5 protein-coding genes are annotated in these 15,541 nt (G+C 41.6%); all 5 read left to right on the top strand.

Translation table 11 applies throughout. The features are described 5' to 3' along the window. The first annotated feature begins 323 nt into the window (after positions 1 to 323). Genes LV83_RS00490 through LV83_RS00510 form a run of 5 tightly spaced genes read left to right on the top strand, consistent with a single transcriptional unit; the run spans position 324 to position 15,164 of the window. On the top strand, positions 324 to 4,211 hold the full coding sequence (locus LV83_RS00490; protein ID WP_111609564.1) for a sensor histidine kinase: 3,888 nt from the start codon (positions 324 to 326) through the stop codon (positions 4,209 to 4,211). Beyond that, positions 4,208 to 11,794, top strand: a complete 7,587-nt coding sequence (locus tag LV83_RS00495; protein ID WP_111609565.1) for an ATP-binding protein — start codon at positions 4,208 to 4,210, stop codon at positions 11,792 to 11,794. The genes LV83_RS00490 and LV83_RS00495 overlap by 4 nt, the downstream gene beginning before the upstream one ends. A gap of 3 nt (positions 11,795 to 11,797) precedes the next feature. Further along, the gene (locus LV83_RS00500; RefSeq protein ID WP_111609566.1) at positions 11,798 to 12,940 is read left to right on the top strand and encodes an FIST signal transduction protein; all 1,143 of its coding nucleotides are present in this window, start codon (positions 11,798 to 11,800) and stop codon (positions 12,938 to 12,940) included. Positions 12,941 to 12,962: 22 nt separating this feature from the next. Continuing rightward, positions 12,963 to 14,102: an FIST signal transduction protein gene (locus tag LV83_RS00505; protein WP_111609567.1), complete on the top strand. Its 1,140-nt coding sequence runs from the start codon at positions 12,963 to 12,965 to the stop codon at positions 14,100 to 14,102. Continuing rightward, the gene (locus LV83_RS00510) at positions 14,103 to 15,164 is read left to right on the top strand and encodes a sensor histidine kinase (RefSeq protein WP_111609568.1); all 1,062 of its coding nucleotides are present in this window, start codon (positions 14,103 to 14,105) and stop codon (positions 15,162 to 15,164) included. It abuts the gene before it with no gap. Positions 15,165 to 15,541: the final 377 nt, after the last annotated feature.

A 15,541-nucleotide genomic window follows, 5' to 3' on the forward strand; every position in this document is an offset into this window, starting at 1 on the left:
TTTCTCTCACAGTGCAGCTAGTTATAAACATCATTTTTATGGGGATAAGATTGAAAAAATCCAATTTTTTATAACGAATTCGATTGATTTCTCTTCGTAATCACTTATTTTCAAATAATTAAGTGATAAACTCGAATTGTAATATTTTTAGTAGATATGCAAGTTTTAGCAGATTCATCATCCCATTATTTTTCTGTTGAGATTCAATCTTCGCCTTTCAATCTAAGACTTCACAAGCAGTTTTTCATTTCCATTCAACACCCAACTTGAGAGTACCTAAATATTAAATAAAGTCGTCTTCCCTCCTATAAATTTTTAATTAGATGAAGTATTCAATAAAAAGATCAATCGTAAGCAGGAGTATAATTTTTACACTTTCCATTTTTGTTCTAGTGGCTTTTGACTTACAAGCCCAAGAAATCCAGCTGGAAACCATCTCAATCTCAAATGGTCTCGCGTCACCACAGGTCATGGATGTGATGCAGGACAGCTATGGGTTAATTTGGTTAGCCACTGGAAATGGGGTGCAGCGCTACGATGGCTACTCTTGGAAGACGTTTCGTAACACCATCGGAAACCCTAACACCCTTCAAAACAATGTGACATTTGATATCGAGGAAGATCAAAACCATGATTTATGGATCGCAAGCGATAAGGGCGTCACAAAGTATGACCGATCAACCAACACCTTTTATAATTATGATTTTGAGGGAATATTTGATTTAGCACTTGGGTCCGGAAGAACTTTCAACATCCTAGCGGATTCCCAGGGCCGAATATGGGCAACCACCGCGGCTAAAGAAATTGTTCTTTTTGTGCCAGAGAGTGAAACTTGGGTCTTAGCACCTTATGAGCATTTGGATGGGAAAAAAGGAGAGCGATCTGGAATCTCTTTTCCCATAATTGAAGATAAAGACGGTGGGATCTGGGCTGGTTCCTCAAGCTATGGTTTACTGCATTTTCCTAAAGGAGGAGCTGGGTTTAAACCTATAGAATTTGACCAATTTGTTGATTTTAATTCTACTATAAATGGTATTTCAGGACTTTATTTTGATAAAGACGGGATTCTCTGGATCACCAGCAGACTGGAGGTTCATAAATATAACCTAAAGACCAAAGAGCTAAGAATGCTCGCTGAGTACGACTATTCACTCGAAGATATATACAGCTCGCTGAATTCTATCAAAGAAGATCGGGATGGTAATATTTGGGTTTTAAATAATTTCAGAGGGGTATTGAAGTTTGAAGGGAATACAGATTCTTTTCAGGAGGTTCTTATTCCTGGCAATAGAAAAATCAATTCCGGGGGATGGACTCATCGCTTTACCCACATGCTGATTGATTCCAGTGGGATCATCTGGTTTGGCTCTCTGAGTAATGGACTTTTCAAATACGATCCTATTAACAAACCTTTCAAGTATTACAGCAACCAACCGGAAGATCCTAATTCAATAAGTCCAGGGGGCATTTATGGACTGTATGCTTCCACCATCAACCCTGGAAAAGTATTCATCGGGACACGTGGCCATGGCATTAATGTTTTTGACAGTTCTGATAAATCAATTACAAAAGTAAATTTTTCTTCAGAAAGAGATATGTTCGGAGGGTCTGCGCGATCCATCTACGAGCAAAATGATGGTACGATTTGGGTGGGAACTTGGGGTGATGGCTTGATTAAAATGGATAAAGATTACAATGAAATCAAGCGCTATAAAAATGATCCAGAGGATAAAAACAGCCTTATCAATAATCAAGTCAGAGTCATCCGAGAAGACAGAACTGGTAAATTATGGATCGGTACCAACGGGGGTTTAGAGGTTTTTGACCCGAAAACAGAAACATATAAGGAGGTGGTAAGCCAATATGCCAAAAGCTATTCTGAGGAGATTATTACTAAGGTGAAAGGTTGGCTTGAAAAGGAGGAAGCAATAGCCATCATCGATAATGTTACAGAAAATAAAGAGCTCACCAAAGAATTCGAAATCACAGAAAAAGCCACCTATTTTTTAGCCACGGTAGGTGAAGGAGATCTAGCGAGCATGGCAGATTTTGGATGGCTGAGAAACCCCTCCGGCGAGACTATTGCGGGAATGGAATCATTTGGAGACAGCTATTTTGCTGGAGGTGCACCTAAAAACCGAATGATAATTACCCAACTTGAACTTTCCCCGGGTACGTATTCTTTGCGATATTCTTCCGATGATAGCCACCATTACAACAGTTGGAATGCTCCTGAACCCGAGTTCCTTCCGCTCTATGGAATTGCTATTTTCAAACAGGAAAACCAAGCGGAAAGCCAAGCTAAAGTGGTGAATATCAATGAACAAAATGCTGAAATAATAATTCAGGATCCAAATATTTCTGACATTGAAATAGGTAAGAAATATATTTGGATAGCGAGCCTGAATGCCGGACTGACGCAAATAGATCCTGAAACAAATTCGGTTAAATACTACACTAGTGATCCTCTTGACCCTGCCACCTTGAGCAGCATACAAGTGAATGACGTGTTTGAAGATGAAAATGGACTAATCTGGATGGCAACATATGGTGGCATCAATGTCCTGGACCCTAACACTGGACAAATCTCTAGATACACCGAAGAAGATGGATTGCCGACTAACTTTTTAGAGACTATTCTTCCTGGAGAAAATGGGGAAATGTGGCTTTCATCACGTAATGGATTGATCCAAATGATCCGGAATGAATCACTGAATAAAGTAACCTTTATCAATTACAATGAAGACGATGGAATCGGAGGAGATGTATTCATATCGCTAGCTGCTGAAAAAACCCCGAATGGTGATTTTTATTTTGGAGGAGATCATGGCCTGACTACATTTTCTACCATCGCCTCAAATAAAGTCCCGCCATCTGTGATCATCTCAAATCTTTCGATTTCCAACCGGTCAATCTACGATATGACTACGGACTCTCCGCTGGACGAAGATTTACTTTCCACCAAAGCCATCACACTCAGGTACGATCAGAATGATTTGAGCTTTGAATTCGCAGCTCTGCACTATGCAAATCCTTCCAAAAATCAGTATGCTCACATGATGGAAGGACTGGATGAAGATTGGGTTTATGACAACAGAAACTTTGCTTCTTATACCAATCTCGAACCTGGTACCTACACCTTCAAAGTGATTGCTTCAAATGCCTATGGAGTTTGGAACGAAGAGGGCACCTCACTTCTAGTCACTATTCTGCCTCCTTGGTGGAAAACCTGGTGGGCATATACGCTTTACCTAGTGGGACTTGGGCTAGTAATTTTCGTAGCCTACTCTGAGTTGAAAAGAAGAATTAGAGTGAAGGAAAGAGCGCAAAGTCTAGAGCGGGAAGTGGCCCAATCCAAAGAAATAGAGAAAGCATACACCAAGTTGAAAGCTACCCAATCGCAACTGATCCAATCAGAAAAGATGGCTTCACTCGGTGAGCTTACCGCAGGAATCGCCCATGAAATTCAGAATCCACTCAATTTTGTCAATAACTTCTCCGAAGTCAGTGTCGAATTGATCGATGAGATGCAAGAGGAATTAGCACAGGGAAACACTGAGGTCGCAATTGAGATTTCAAACGACCTGAAGGAAAACCTGGGTAAAATCAACCACCATGGGAAGCGAGCTGACTCCATAGTGAAGGGAATGTTGGAGCACAGCAGAACCAACGTGCGAGATGTGCAGCCTACCAATCTCAATGCACTTGCAGATGAGTTTTTGCGCCTAAGCTACCACGGATTAAGGGCAAAAGACAAAAATTTTAATGCTGACTTCTCAACGGAATTAGCCCCAAGCCTACCTAAAGTGGATGTGGTAAGTCAGGATATCGGAAGAGTAATTCTGAACCTGATAAATAACGCCTTCTATGCGGTAGATAGTAGGTCCAAGGACCTAAAAAGCAAGGGCGATGATCTGGGAGATTATCAACCAAAAGTAATTGTACGGTCTAGATTAGTTGACTTGGCTGGGATTTCTAGTGGAGTGGAAATCTCTGTGGAAGATAATGGAGAAGGAATTCCTAAAGCTATCAAGGACAAAATCTTCCAGCCATTCTTTACAACCAAACCTACTGGTAGTGGAACTGGACTTGGTTTGTCTATGAGTTACGATATCATCAAGGCTCATGGTGGCGACTTACGGGTTAAAAGTGTTGAGGGTGAAGGCACCGAGATGATCATTTTTTTACCGATCAAAGAACAATTAGTATGAAAATAACCGAAGCGCTTAAAGCTGAGTTAGCCAACTGGCTCGACACCTATTGGACTACTTACATGAAGGGTGACTTTGATGTTTGGTCCACTTTTATCGCCGAGGATTACTATAATATTGGTGGGACCAAAGAAGAGATCTGGCATACCAAACAGGAGATTTTAGATTACAGTTACTCGATCCATGATCAGATGGTCGGTCAGGCGGAGGTTCGGAATCGGGAGATCGAGGCACTCCCCTATGGTGACTACATTATGGTCAATGAATTCACAGATCTCTATGTTAAAATTGAAGGAGAATGGACTTATTATGGCCCATTTCGAATGTCCTCACTTTTGGCAAAAACAGCTACTGGGTGGATCGCTTTGCACCAGCACGGTTCTTTTCCAGACATGAAGACCAGCGAAGGTGAAGCATTTGCCTCGGATGCTCTGAAAGCAGAAAACAAGCGCCTTCAGGATGCTGTCGATCAGCGAACTTCCGAACTTCTTGTGAAAAACAGGGCATTGGAGATTGAGACATCCTTGGAAAAAGTGAGAACAGCAGCCATGGGAATGACTGCTCCTAATGATATGCTACATGTTTGCCGCGTAATTGCCCAGCAACTAAGCGTCATAGGATTGGATCAAATCCGGAATGTACAAACTGCTATTATTGAATCTCAGGAAGAGATTTACCTGTGCTATCAATATTTTCCAAGGTACGATCAAGAAATCGTAGAGCGAACCGAGTACTCCAAAAATCCCGTGGAGCAGCAATTGGTCACTCAAATGCTTGAGTCTAAGAATAGCCATTTCCTGGGCGAATTGACTGGAAAAGAACTTCATGATTTTATTAAGCATCGTAAACAGGAGAATCACCTAGAAGATCCACTCTTGGAAGAGGTGGATAAGTTAGGATACTGCTTTCTTTCTATAGGTGAAGGAGGTTTGGGATTGACGCTTTACAAATCACTGGATGAACAAAGCCTAACTATTTTCAAGCGATTTCATCAGGTTTTTTCCCTTGCTTATCAGCGATTCCGAGACATTCAAAAAGCAGAAGCTCAAGCAAGAGAAGCTCAGATTGAAGCCTCATTGGAAAAAGTTCGAGCACATGCTATGGGCTTGAGAAAAAGCGATGAATTGCAAAACATCATAAAGATCATATTTGAAGAATTACAAAAAATAGGGTTGACGCTCTATGAATGCAGTATTTTCCTTAGGAAAGGAAATACCCGAGCCTTTTCTGTATGGGGCAAAGGGAACATGAATGATGAGGGGTTTCTGACCAATTACCAATTCAACTTTGTAGATCATCCCCTTCTGAATTCAGTTCTTAGTGATTTAGACCTTAAAATTCCATTTCGTCACTATTCAATGGATAAGGAAGAAATCAAATCATATGGCGATCTGCTTTTTTCCCAAACAGACTTTAAATACAGCTCCCAAGAATATAAAGACTCTTTTTATGCTCTTGAGTCAGTGTATGCTGGACAAGCTTTTTTCAAACATGGATTTTTGGAAGCCGTGGGGACAGAACCCTTACCCGGAGATTTACCGGAAGTCTTAAAGAGATTTTCACAGGTTATTGACTTGACTTACACTCGATTTCTTGACCTTCAAAAAGCCGAAGCGCAGGTTAGAGAAGCTCAGATAGAAACAGGACTTGAAAGAGTTCGATCAAGAAGTTTGGCAATGCACCGAACCGAAGAACTACAAGAAGCGGCCGAAGCCCTTAATACTGAACTAAACCTTCTAGGCATACAAAACATAAACCAATGTGGTTATGCTATTTATAACGAGGCGGAAAATAGCCAAGTCCTATGGCTTACTAGGCCTGATGGGTCTTCTCGGGAAGAGTTTACGCTACCAAGCACCGGAGAGAAGATACTCAATGACCGGCACGAAGCTTGGAAAAAGCAAGAACCACTCTTTCACCAACAGGCAACCAATGAGCAATTCCAACACCATCTTGAGCTGGTTTTTGATCAATTAGGCTCAGAAGTAGCGAAAGGTATAGCGAGCAAAGAGATGCCCAATAATCCACATTTCTATTGCGCTAATTTTCGGGATGGATACCTTCATATTGTGGCGGAAGATGCACTTGGCGAAGAGCAAGAGCAAATCATGGTCAGATTCGCCCGGGTATTTTCGCAAACTTACACCCGCTTCCTCGATCTCCAAAAAGCAGAAGCGCAGGCTAGAGAGGGTCAAATACAACTGGCTTTAGAAAGAGTACGTGCCAGAACAATGGCCATGCAGCATAGTGATGAACTGATGGAAACATCAGAATTAATGTTTGAGCAAATAAAAAATCTAGGAATCAAATTATGGTCTTGTGGATTTAGCTTATGGCATGATGATGATAGCTATTTTTTAGGGTACAACCCAGGGCCTCACGGAAAATTAGGGAATCCACTCAAGATACCACTGACAGAAGATATTTTCTTTAAAACGATACGCGAGGCAAAGCGAAGGAATGATAAATTTCTTGTTTTCGAATCGGAGGGAGAATCACTAGCCCAAACTTATAACTACATGGATGGCCTGCCAGTGGTAGGTGAAACAATGCGAGGATTTGTGAAGGCAGGTTTTCCACTGCCCACCTTTCAGGTAAACCATTGTGGCTTCTTCGCAAACGGTCATTTGATGTTTATTACTGAAGAACGTAATCCAGAAGCGATTGAAATATTTAAACGTTTTACCGAGGTATTTCATCAGACCTATACCCGATTCCTTGATCTTCAGAGGGCAGAAGCTCAAGCACGAGAAGCCAAGATAGAGGCAGCTTTGGAGCGTATCCGATCCAGAAGTCTGGCCATGCATCATTCTTCGGAACTATCGACAGTGGTGGATACGCTTTTACAGGAATTCACCAAGCTGGAGTTTACACTTACATTCTGTATCATCAACCTCATCGATGGGGATGATTTATCGAATACAGTTTGGGCAGCAAATCCTGAAACAGGAAAGGATGCTGAATCCTACTATATGAAGTTTGAGGATTACGATTTTCACAGGGCTATGTGGAGTGCTTGGAAATCACAAGACAAGCGATTTGTATATACCCTTGAAGGTGAAGAGAAGAAGATTTACGATGAGTACCTCTATTCAGAAACTGAATTTAGGCGATTTCCCAAGCATGTGCAGGAAGCTAATAAAGCACTCGATCGATATGTGGCTGGCTTTACCTTTTTTAAATACAGCGGACTACAAACTGTAAGCGAAAACGAAATCACTGAAGCCGATTTGGAAATTTTGGAGCGCTTCGGAAAGGTCTTTGAGCAATCCTACACCCGCTTTCTCGACCTTCAAAAAGCAGAAGCGCAGGCAAAAGAGGCTCACATTGAATCTTCCCTAGAAAGAGTGCGAGCCCAAACTATGGCTATGCACAACAGTGAGGATGTAGGGAAGTGTATCGTGATGATGTTTGAAGAACTCACAGCCTTAGGAGTAAATGAAAAAACCCGTTTTGGAATTGGGATCCTAAACCACGAGAATGAAAACAATCAGCTTTGGACAGCCTCCAAAATAGAAAATGAGTTCAAACTGCATATCGGAAATTTAGAAATGTCTTGGCATCCTTTGTTGAAAAGTGCACGAAAAGCATGGAAGGAGCAGCTCTCGCTCCATACGTATATTTTAGAAGGAGAAGATCTGATCAATTACTATCAGATGCTTAATCAAGCACCCGACTACAAAATACAAATACCAATAGATAAACTGCCCGATAAAGAATTTCATTATGGCTTCGTCTTCGAGCATGGATTTTTCTATGCCTTCAGTCCTCTTGAATTTTCTACCGATCTAATTCAAATTATCCATCGTTTCAGCTCTCTTTTTAGTCAAACTTATCGTCGTTACTTAGATCTGAAAAAAGCCGAAGCACAGGCTAGAGAAGCACAAATCAATCTTGCCGTAGAGCGAGTGCGAGCTAGAGCTTTAGCGATGTTCAAATCCGAAGAAATTCTGGAAGTGGTAGTTAAGCTGAAGGAAGAAATCATAGGTTTGGATATTCCGGGTGTCGCCGCCGCAGCCATTTTGTTGAAAGAAAAGAATGGAAAGTTCCGAAGCTGGGATCTCACCTCCTTAGAATTGAATGGAGAAAGCATGCACACTCCATTGGACGTCCCTTTTGAAATGGAAAAAACCCATCCTGATTTCTATTTAAGAAAAGTTTGGGAAAAAGGAACAAACTATACGGTGGTGGTTCAGGATACAAAATCATTACAAATCACCTGTGATTGGCTTCGAGAAAACAACAAGGTAAAAGAAGCGGAGGAAGCAGAGGAGTTTCTCAAATCTTCAGGATTACAAAGAGGCTACCACCCAACAGTTCCTTTAAATAATGGAAGGATGATTCTTGATTTATTGGATCCACCTGAGGATGAAATTGAATTCATCTTGACTAAGATGGGAGGTGCTTTTGATTTGGCCTATAAGCGATTTGAAGACTTAGAAAAAGCCGAAGCACAGACAAGAGAGGCTAGGATTGAGGCTGCATTGGAGAAGATCCGGGCTAGGACTATGGGAATGCAACATAGTAAGGAGCTACCCGAGGCGGCGAATTTATTATTTCTTGAAATTCAGGCACTGGGCATTCCATCTTGGAGCGCCGGGTATAACATCCTGGCGGATGATAAAAGATCAGCTATGTGCTGGATGAGTAGTGAAGGGGTTTTACAAAAACCATTTCAGCTTCGCCTGTGGGGAGAGGCTTCTTTCGATGAGATGAGAGAATTTGTCCTAAGTGATCGGACTATGTTGGTTCAGGAGCTTGGTGGGAAAGCAATCGAAGATCATTACACCCATATGAAATCCTTTCCGGACCTGAAGCCTACTTTTGACCATATAGAGGAAAAAGGGCTTTCACTTCCCACTTATCAAATCAATCACCTGTGCAAATTCACACAGGGCTTTGTCTTATTTATCACTTATGAAAAAGTACCTGAGGCACATGATATTTTCAAACGCTTTACCAAAGTTTTTGAACAAACCTTTACCCGCTTCCTCGATCTTCAGAAATCTGAAGCACAGGCAAAAGAGTCTCGAATAGAAGCAGCTCTAGAGCGGGTGAGGTCCCGCACCATGGGGATGCAAAAAGCCGAGGAATTGGGAGATGTTGCCACCGTCTTGTTCGGTGAGCTCAATACGCTTGTCGATAATCTATGGACTTGCGGCTTTGTCCTTTGTGAAAAAGATCGCAAGGAAGATGATTGGTGGCTCAGCCTGGATAATGGATTGATTCAACCCTTTTCCCTACCAAATGAAGGAGACTATGCGCATGAGAGTCTTTATGAAGGTTGGAAAAAAGGTAACTCATACCATACCGTTACTCTTGAGGGGAAACACCTGGAAAAACATTACGACTGGTTAATGGCAATGCCTGTTGCTGAACAGATTTTTGAAGAAATGGAAGATTCAGGCATTCCCCGCCCGAAATGGCAACGCCTCCACGCGGCCTACTTCAAAACAGGGTACTTGGTCATAATCACTGAAGTTCCATGTGAGGAGGAAGATATTTTTAAGCGATTTGCAAAAGTCTTTGAGCAGACCTATACCCGCTTCCTTGACCTTAAAAAAGCTGAAAAACAGGCTAAGGAGGCTAAGGTAGAGACGGCATTAGAGCGAATCAGAGCGCAGGTCACTGGAATGAGAGAATCTGAGGAACTCTTGGAAATCGTGGTGAATATGCGGAAGGAATTTGTCAACCTCGGTCACGAAGCACATTACTTCTGGCATATGCGCTGGCTTCCTGAGACCTATGACAAAGCCATGACTTCAGGTGATGGAACACAAATCGGGATGGTGATGTCCCTACCTCGGCATATTCATGGAGATATTCCGGCTGTAGCTGCATGGGAAAAGGGTAATGAACCCACTCATATTTTGGCTATGGATGTGGATTTGGCAGTCGACTATGTCGATAAAATGGTCAAACTTGGTGATTTTGAGAGGATAGATCCCCAAGCTCCAACGCTGGATGATATAAGACATATCGGCGGATTGACTTTTGTCATGGCAAGGACCACCCACGGAGAAATTGGATACAGTCTCCCGGGGAAAGTGGAACAACCCCCACGAGAATCCATTGAAACACTCGCTCGTTTTGCTGGAGTATTTGATTTGGCTTACCGACGTTTTGAAGACTTGCTAACTGCAGAAAAGCAAAATCGTAAAGCTAAAATTGAATTGGCGCTAGAGCGAGTTCGTGCCCGTGCCATGGCGATGCAACACCCTGAAGAGCTTATCCAAGTAGCCAATGTGATGCGGGAAGAAATGGGGCATTTAGGAGTGGAAGAATTGGAGACGAGTTCTATTTATATCAACGATTCAGATTCAGGACTTGCAGAATGCTGGTATTCCATCCTAGATGTACGAGAAGGAGCAAAGAAGAATATTGCTGACCATTTTAGCCTTGATTACAGAGACACTTGGGTTGGTAGACAAATGTTCGATTTCTATCAAGGCGATCAAACAAACATCTCCATTTTGATGAAAGGAGAAAATCGCAAAGAGTGGATTAATTACTGTGCCCAGCAATCTCCAAAGTTAAATGGCTATTATGGACTCGAGATCCCAGAGCGAACTTACCATTTGACTAAGTTCTCGAATGGAGCGATTGGAGCAGCTACTCCCGGGGAAATCTCCCATGAGAGTTGGGATCTATTACAAAGAGCAGCGACGGTTTTCTCTTTAGCATATTCGAGGTTTAAGGATTTGTCTCAAGCAAGAGAGGATCTAAAAAAATTGAAGCAAGCCAAAGCCAAAGCGGAAAAAGCCCTTAAAGAGCTCAAATCTGCACAGGAGCAATTAGTACAGCAAGAGAAACTTGCCAGTCTCGGGCAACTCACAGCAGGCATTGCTCATGAAATTAAAAACCCACTGAACTTTGTCAACAACTTCTCTGACCTCAGCCGTGAGCTGCTAGAGGAGGTTTTTGAAGAATTAGAAAATCTAGAGGCTTCCGACACCAAAGAGGAAGTAATAGCAATCCTGACAGATGTAAAAAACAATCTTACTAAAGTTCACGAGCATGGTACCCGAGCGAATGGCATTGTTTCCTCCATGCTTCAGCATAGCCGGGCATCTGGAAACAAGCGAGAACCAAAATCCTTCAATCCATTGGTCAAGGAATTTACAAATCTTTCTTTCCATGGCATGCGGGCAGCCAAAGAACCCATTAACGTAGATATCGACCTTCAACTTGATCCTAATATTGGGGAAGTCAACTTGATCTCCGAAGACTTTTCCAGAGTGATATTGAATCTGTGTAATAATGCCTTCGATGCGATGCGGGATAAACTGAGGACCGAAGACGGGAGACAGAAGACGGAAGATGGAGTCTATCTTCCAAAATTGACTGTAAGAACTGCCCTACAAAAAGATAAGGTAATTCTTTCCATCACAGACAATGGGTCTGGTATTCCAAAAGAGATTCAGGACAAAATCCTCCAACCTTTTTTCACTACCAAAAAAGGAACAGAGGGAACTGGGCTTGGACTTTCGATCACTCATGATATTGTGAAGGCACATGGGGGAGAATTGCTGATTCAATCAATACCAGGTCAGACCATTTTTCAAATTCAATTAACCACTTAAAGAATGGAATCTAAAATAACCAAAGGAAATTCGGCAACAGATATAGAGGTAGCTCTTGATCAATATACTAAATCTGGATTCAAGCCAACGCTGGCTATCATCACCTTAAGTAGCATCGAGCATATGGAATCTCTCCAGGTACTTTTTGATGAGCGAGACATTGCTATTTTTGGAATCACAGCACCCCAAAAATTTACTGGGCAAGGGATAGAATCTGATGATATCGTAGCAATGCTACTGGATATGAAACGAGATTATTTCAGTATTGTACTCAACGATTATGCGGAATCATCTGCATATGAAGCTGGATATAAGGCGGGCATAACCGGAGAGAATTTATTTGCAAACCCCGGCTTCATCATTTCTCCAATAGATTTCAGAATGTCCGGAGATGAATTGATCCGAGGATTATTAGATGCAGCAGGTCAAGACGCTCCAATAATGGGTGGCGTTGCGGGGAACCCCAAAGATTTTTCAGGCATATTATTCACCAATGCCTTGTCCAGTAAAGGTGGATTACTTGCTCTCATTATTGACCGGGATAAGGTATTAATGGATGGATTGGCCGTCTCAGGATGGAAGCCAGTTGGAACAATAAAAAAAATCACCAAATGCGAAGGACCCTGGGTTTTTACCATCGATAATCAACCAGCGATGAATGTCATTCAGCGGTTTTTAGGAGATGAAATGATCAGCCCTGAAAAACAGGGGAATGGATTGCTTCCTTCCGATCTAGGCTACCCTTTACAGTTTCAACGGGCATCAGGGAATGCAATTATGAAACCTGTGCTATTTTGGAATACTGCCGATCGATCAATAATGATAGGAGGCGGCGTGGCCAAAGAAGGTGAACTGTTTCGGTTTTCTCTACCACCTGACTTTGACGCGATTGATACGGTGGTGGAGAGCACAAAAATCATGAAAGAAAAAAGTAGGCCCGATGCAGATGCCATGCTCGTTTTTTCCTGCGTGGGCAGGCTGGGCACCTTTGGACCGATGATCTCAACAGAAATTGAAGGTCTTGCGGAAACATGGAATAAGCCGATGCTGGGATTTTTCTCCTTGGGTGAATTTGGAAAACTAGATAAGGGCCAATGTGAATTTCACGGGACAACGGTAAGCTGGGTGGTATTAAAAGAAAAATAATCTCATTAACAATCAAAGGTTTATGAAAGCGAAATCAATCAAAGGAAAATCTTTGGAAGAAATCAAAGTCGCACTGTCTCAAAGTGTGGAGGATGATTTTACCCCGACATTAGCGATTGCCTTTATTTCCAAAAGTCTGGACAGAATAGCAATCACGGAAATGTTGGGTGCTAAAGGAATCCGTGTTTTTGGATGTACCACCAATGGGGAGTTCATTGATGAAGTACCAGAGAAGGGCTCTGCTGCAATTCTTCTATTGGATATGAACAGAGATTATTTTGAAGTTTACTTAGAAGAATACCCTAAAAAGAATTACCGCGAGGTATCACATAACATTGCGCGAGAGGCGAAAAAAAGATTTGCTGATCCTGCATTTTTCATTGGCACCAGCAATGGAGAAACAGATGGAGAAGAGGTGCTGCATGGTATTGAAGATGTTGCTGGCAAAGATGTTCATGCGTTTGGTGGGGCTGCTGGCGACGATTATGCATTTACTGAAACATTTGTCTTTACTAATAATAAAGAAAGTGACAATGGAATGGTCTGTATAGCTATGGATGCTTCAAAAGTAGATATAAAAGGTGTGGCCACCTGTGGTTGGAAAGCTGTAGGTACAGAAAAAACAGTAACCAAAAGTGAAGGCAACCATGTGTACACGGTGGATAATATTCCGGTACTTGATATTACCGCCAAATACGGTGGCCTTGAAAATGTGACTCCCGAAAACAACAATTTACTTGTTGAAATCGCGGCCAATTTCCCTTTGCAATTACAGCGGGAGAAAGGCGACCCAATCATGCGTCCAGGTCTAACTGTAGACTGGAACGATCACTCTTTTTATACAAGTGGCTCTGTGCCACAAGGTTCAAAAGTCCGTTTTTCCCTACCGCCAGATTTTGATGTAATGGAAAAAGTGGTGAAAGGCGTAGAAAATTTAAAAGCTACCGAAATGCCAGAGGCTGATGCTATAGTCGTGTTTAGTTGTGCCGGTAGGATTCTTTCTTTGGGTCCATTGATGAGTAAAGAACTGGAGGGAGTAAAAAATGTATGGAGTGTACCGATGGCCGGCATGTTCTCCAATGCAGAGTTGGGCAGAGCTACCGGTGGAAATTTAGAAATGCATAACCTGACTACCTGTGTAGTGGCGCTTAAAGAAAAATAGATGAATCAGCAACTTCAAACTATCCTTGATATTGTTCAACTAAACGAATCCTTCGCGGATGAAGAAAAGGCTGTACTGATAACAGCGATTAAAAAAGTCGATAGCGATCTGTCCATTACAGAATTCAAACTGGAAAGAACAGAAAAAGTGAAGCGGACTACAGCTATTTTACTAGAAGAAACCATAGAAGAACTGGAGCAAAAAAGAAAGGCTATAGAAGAAACAAATTCAGCACTTGAAAATTCCTTGAAAGAACTGAAAGCTGCCCAAGCCCAACTTATCCAATCCGAGAAGATGGCTTCGCTGGGTGAGTTGACTGCCGGTATCGCCCACGAGATCCAGAATCCGCTGAATTTTGTGAATAACTTCTCTGAAGTCAGCGACGAACTTATAGATGAAATGAATGAAGAACTTGAGAAAGGCGATCTAGAAGAAGTAAGGTTCATCGCGGCGGACCTCAAGGAAAATCTCTCCAAAATCAACCATCACGGCAAGCGGGCTGATGCCATCGTCAAGGGAATGTTGGAACACTCCAAATCTGGAACCGGTACAAAAGAATCTACGAATCTCAACAAGCTGGTTAAGGAATTTACTCAATTAGCCTATAGCAGTCAGCAAGCCAAAAACAAAGATTTTAAAGTTGATCTAACTTTTATTCTTGATCCAAACATTCCTTCCTTAGAAGTGATCCCTTCCGACATCGGAAAGGTTATGTTGAATTTGGTGAATAATGCTTTTTACGCATGTGCTGAGCGAAGTCGAAGTGCAGTAAATGAAAAGTCAAAACAGGAAGGAGAAGAATATAAACCCGAGGTATTCATCAGTTCGAAAAAATCTGAAAATGGAATTGAGATTTCAGTCCAAGATAATGGCTCCGGTATCCCGGATTCCATCAAAGACAAAATCTTTCAGCCTTTCTTTACGACAAAACCAACCGGCTCCGGTACAGGCTTAGGATTGTCTTTGAGTTATGATATCGTGAAGGCGCATGGAGGTAAATTCAGGGTAGAATCAATTGCAGGAGAAGGATCTACTTTTTTCATGCAATTGCCACTGCAGTAATTTCCAGGTATTCAAACTAGAGGCAAGAATTTCTATTGTTTAGCCATTAGCTCACCTAGATCCTTAAAGTATCAATAGTAACTAACTGGCCTTCAATTGTGTCGAATCTATATAAGAATTAGCTTTTTGTTTAAATGTGAAAAAACTTCACCCTCTGTACAATTTAGTTTTTTGTTAGAATAATAATTTTTAATAACAAAATAGTCATATAAAAATTAATCTCGGTTATAATAGTTAAAGTTTATAGTACAGAATGAATTAATTCTTACGAGCCATGGCTTTTTAAAATCTAAAAATTATTCATAATCATTTGATCTTTAATATTATATGTATTCTTTTTTGACTATTTTAGACATACTAATTGTTGGTACCATTCT

Origin of the sequence: Algoriphagus yeomjeoni, assembly GCF_003259505.1 — a bacterium.
In the GTDB taxonomy this organism is placed as follows: Bacteria; Bacteroidota; Bacteroidia; order Cytophagales; family Cyclobacteriaceae; genus Algoriphagus; species Algoriphagus yeomjeoni.

Coding starts and splice junctions, on each gene's coding strand:
- LV83_RS00490 (WP_111609564.1), top strand. CDS start 324: ATGAAGTATTCAATAAAAAGATCAATCGTAAGCAGGAGTATAATTTTT.
- LV83_RS00495 (WP_111609565.1), top strand. CDS start 4,208: ATGAAAATAACCGAAGCGCTTAAAGCTGAGTTAGCCAACTGGCTCGAC.
- LV83_RS00500 (WP_111609566.1), top strand. CDS start 11,798: ATGGAATCTAAAATAACCAAAGGAAATTCGGCAACAGATATAGAGGTA.
- LV83_RS00505 (WP_111609567.1), top strand. CDS start 12,963: ATGAAAGCGAAATCAATCAAAGGAAAATCTTTGGAAGAAATCAAAGTC.
- LV83_RS00510 (WP_111609568.1), top strand. CDS start 14,103: ATGAATCAGCAACTTCAAACTATCCTTGATATTGTTCAACTAAACGAA.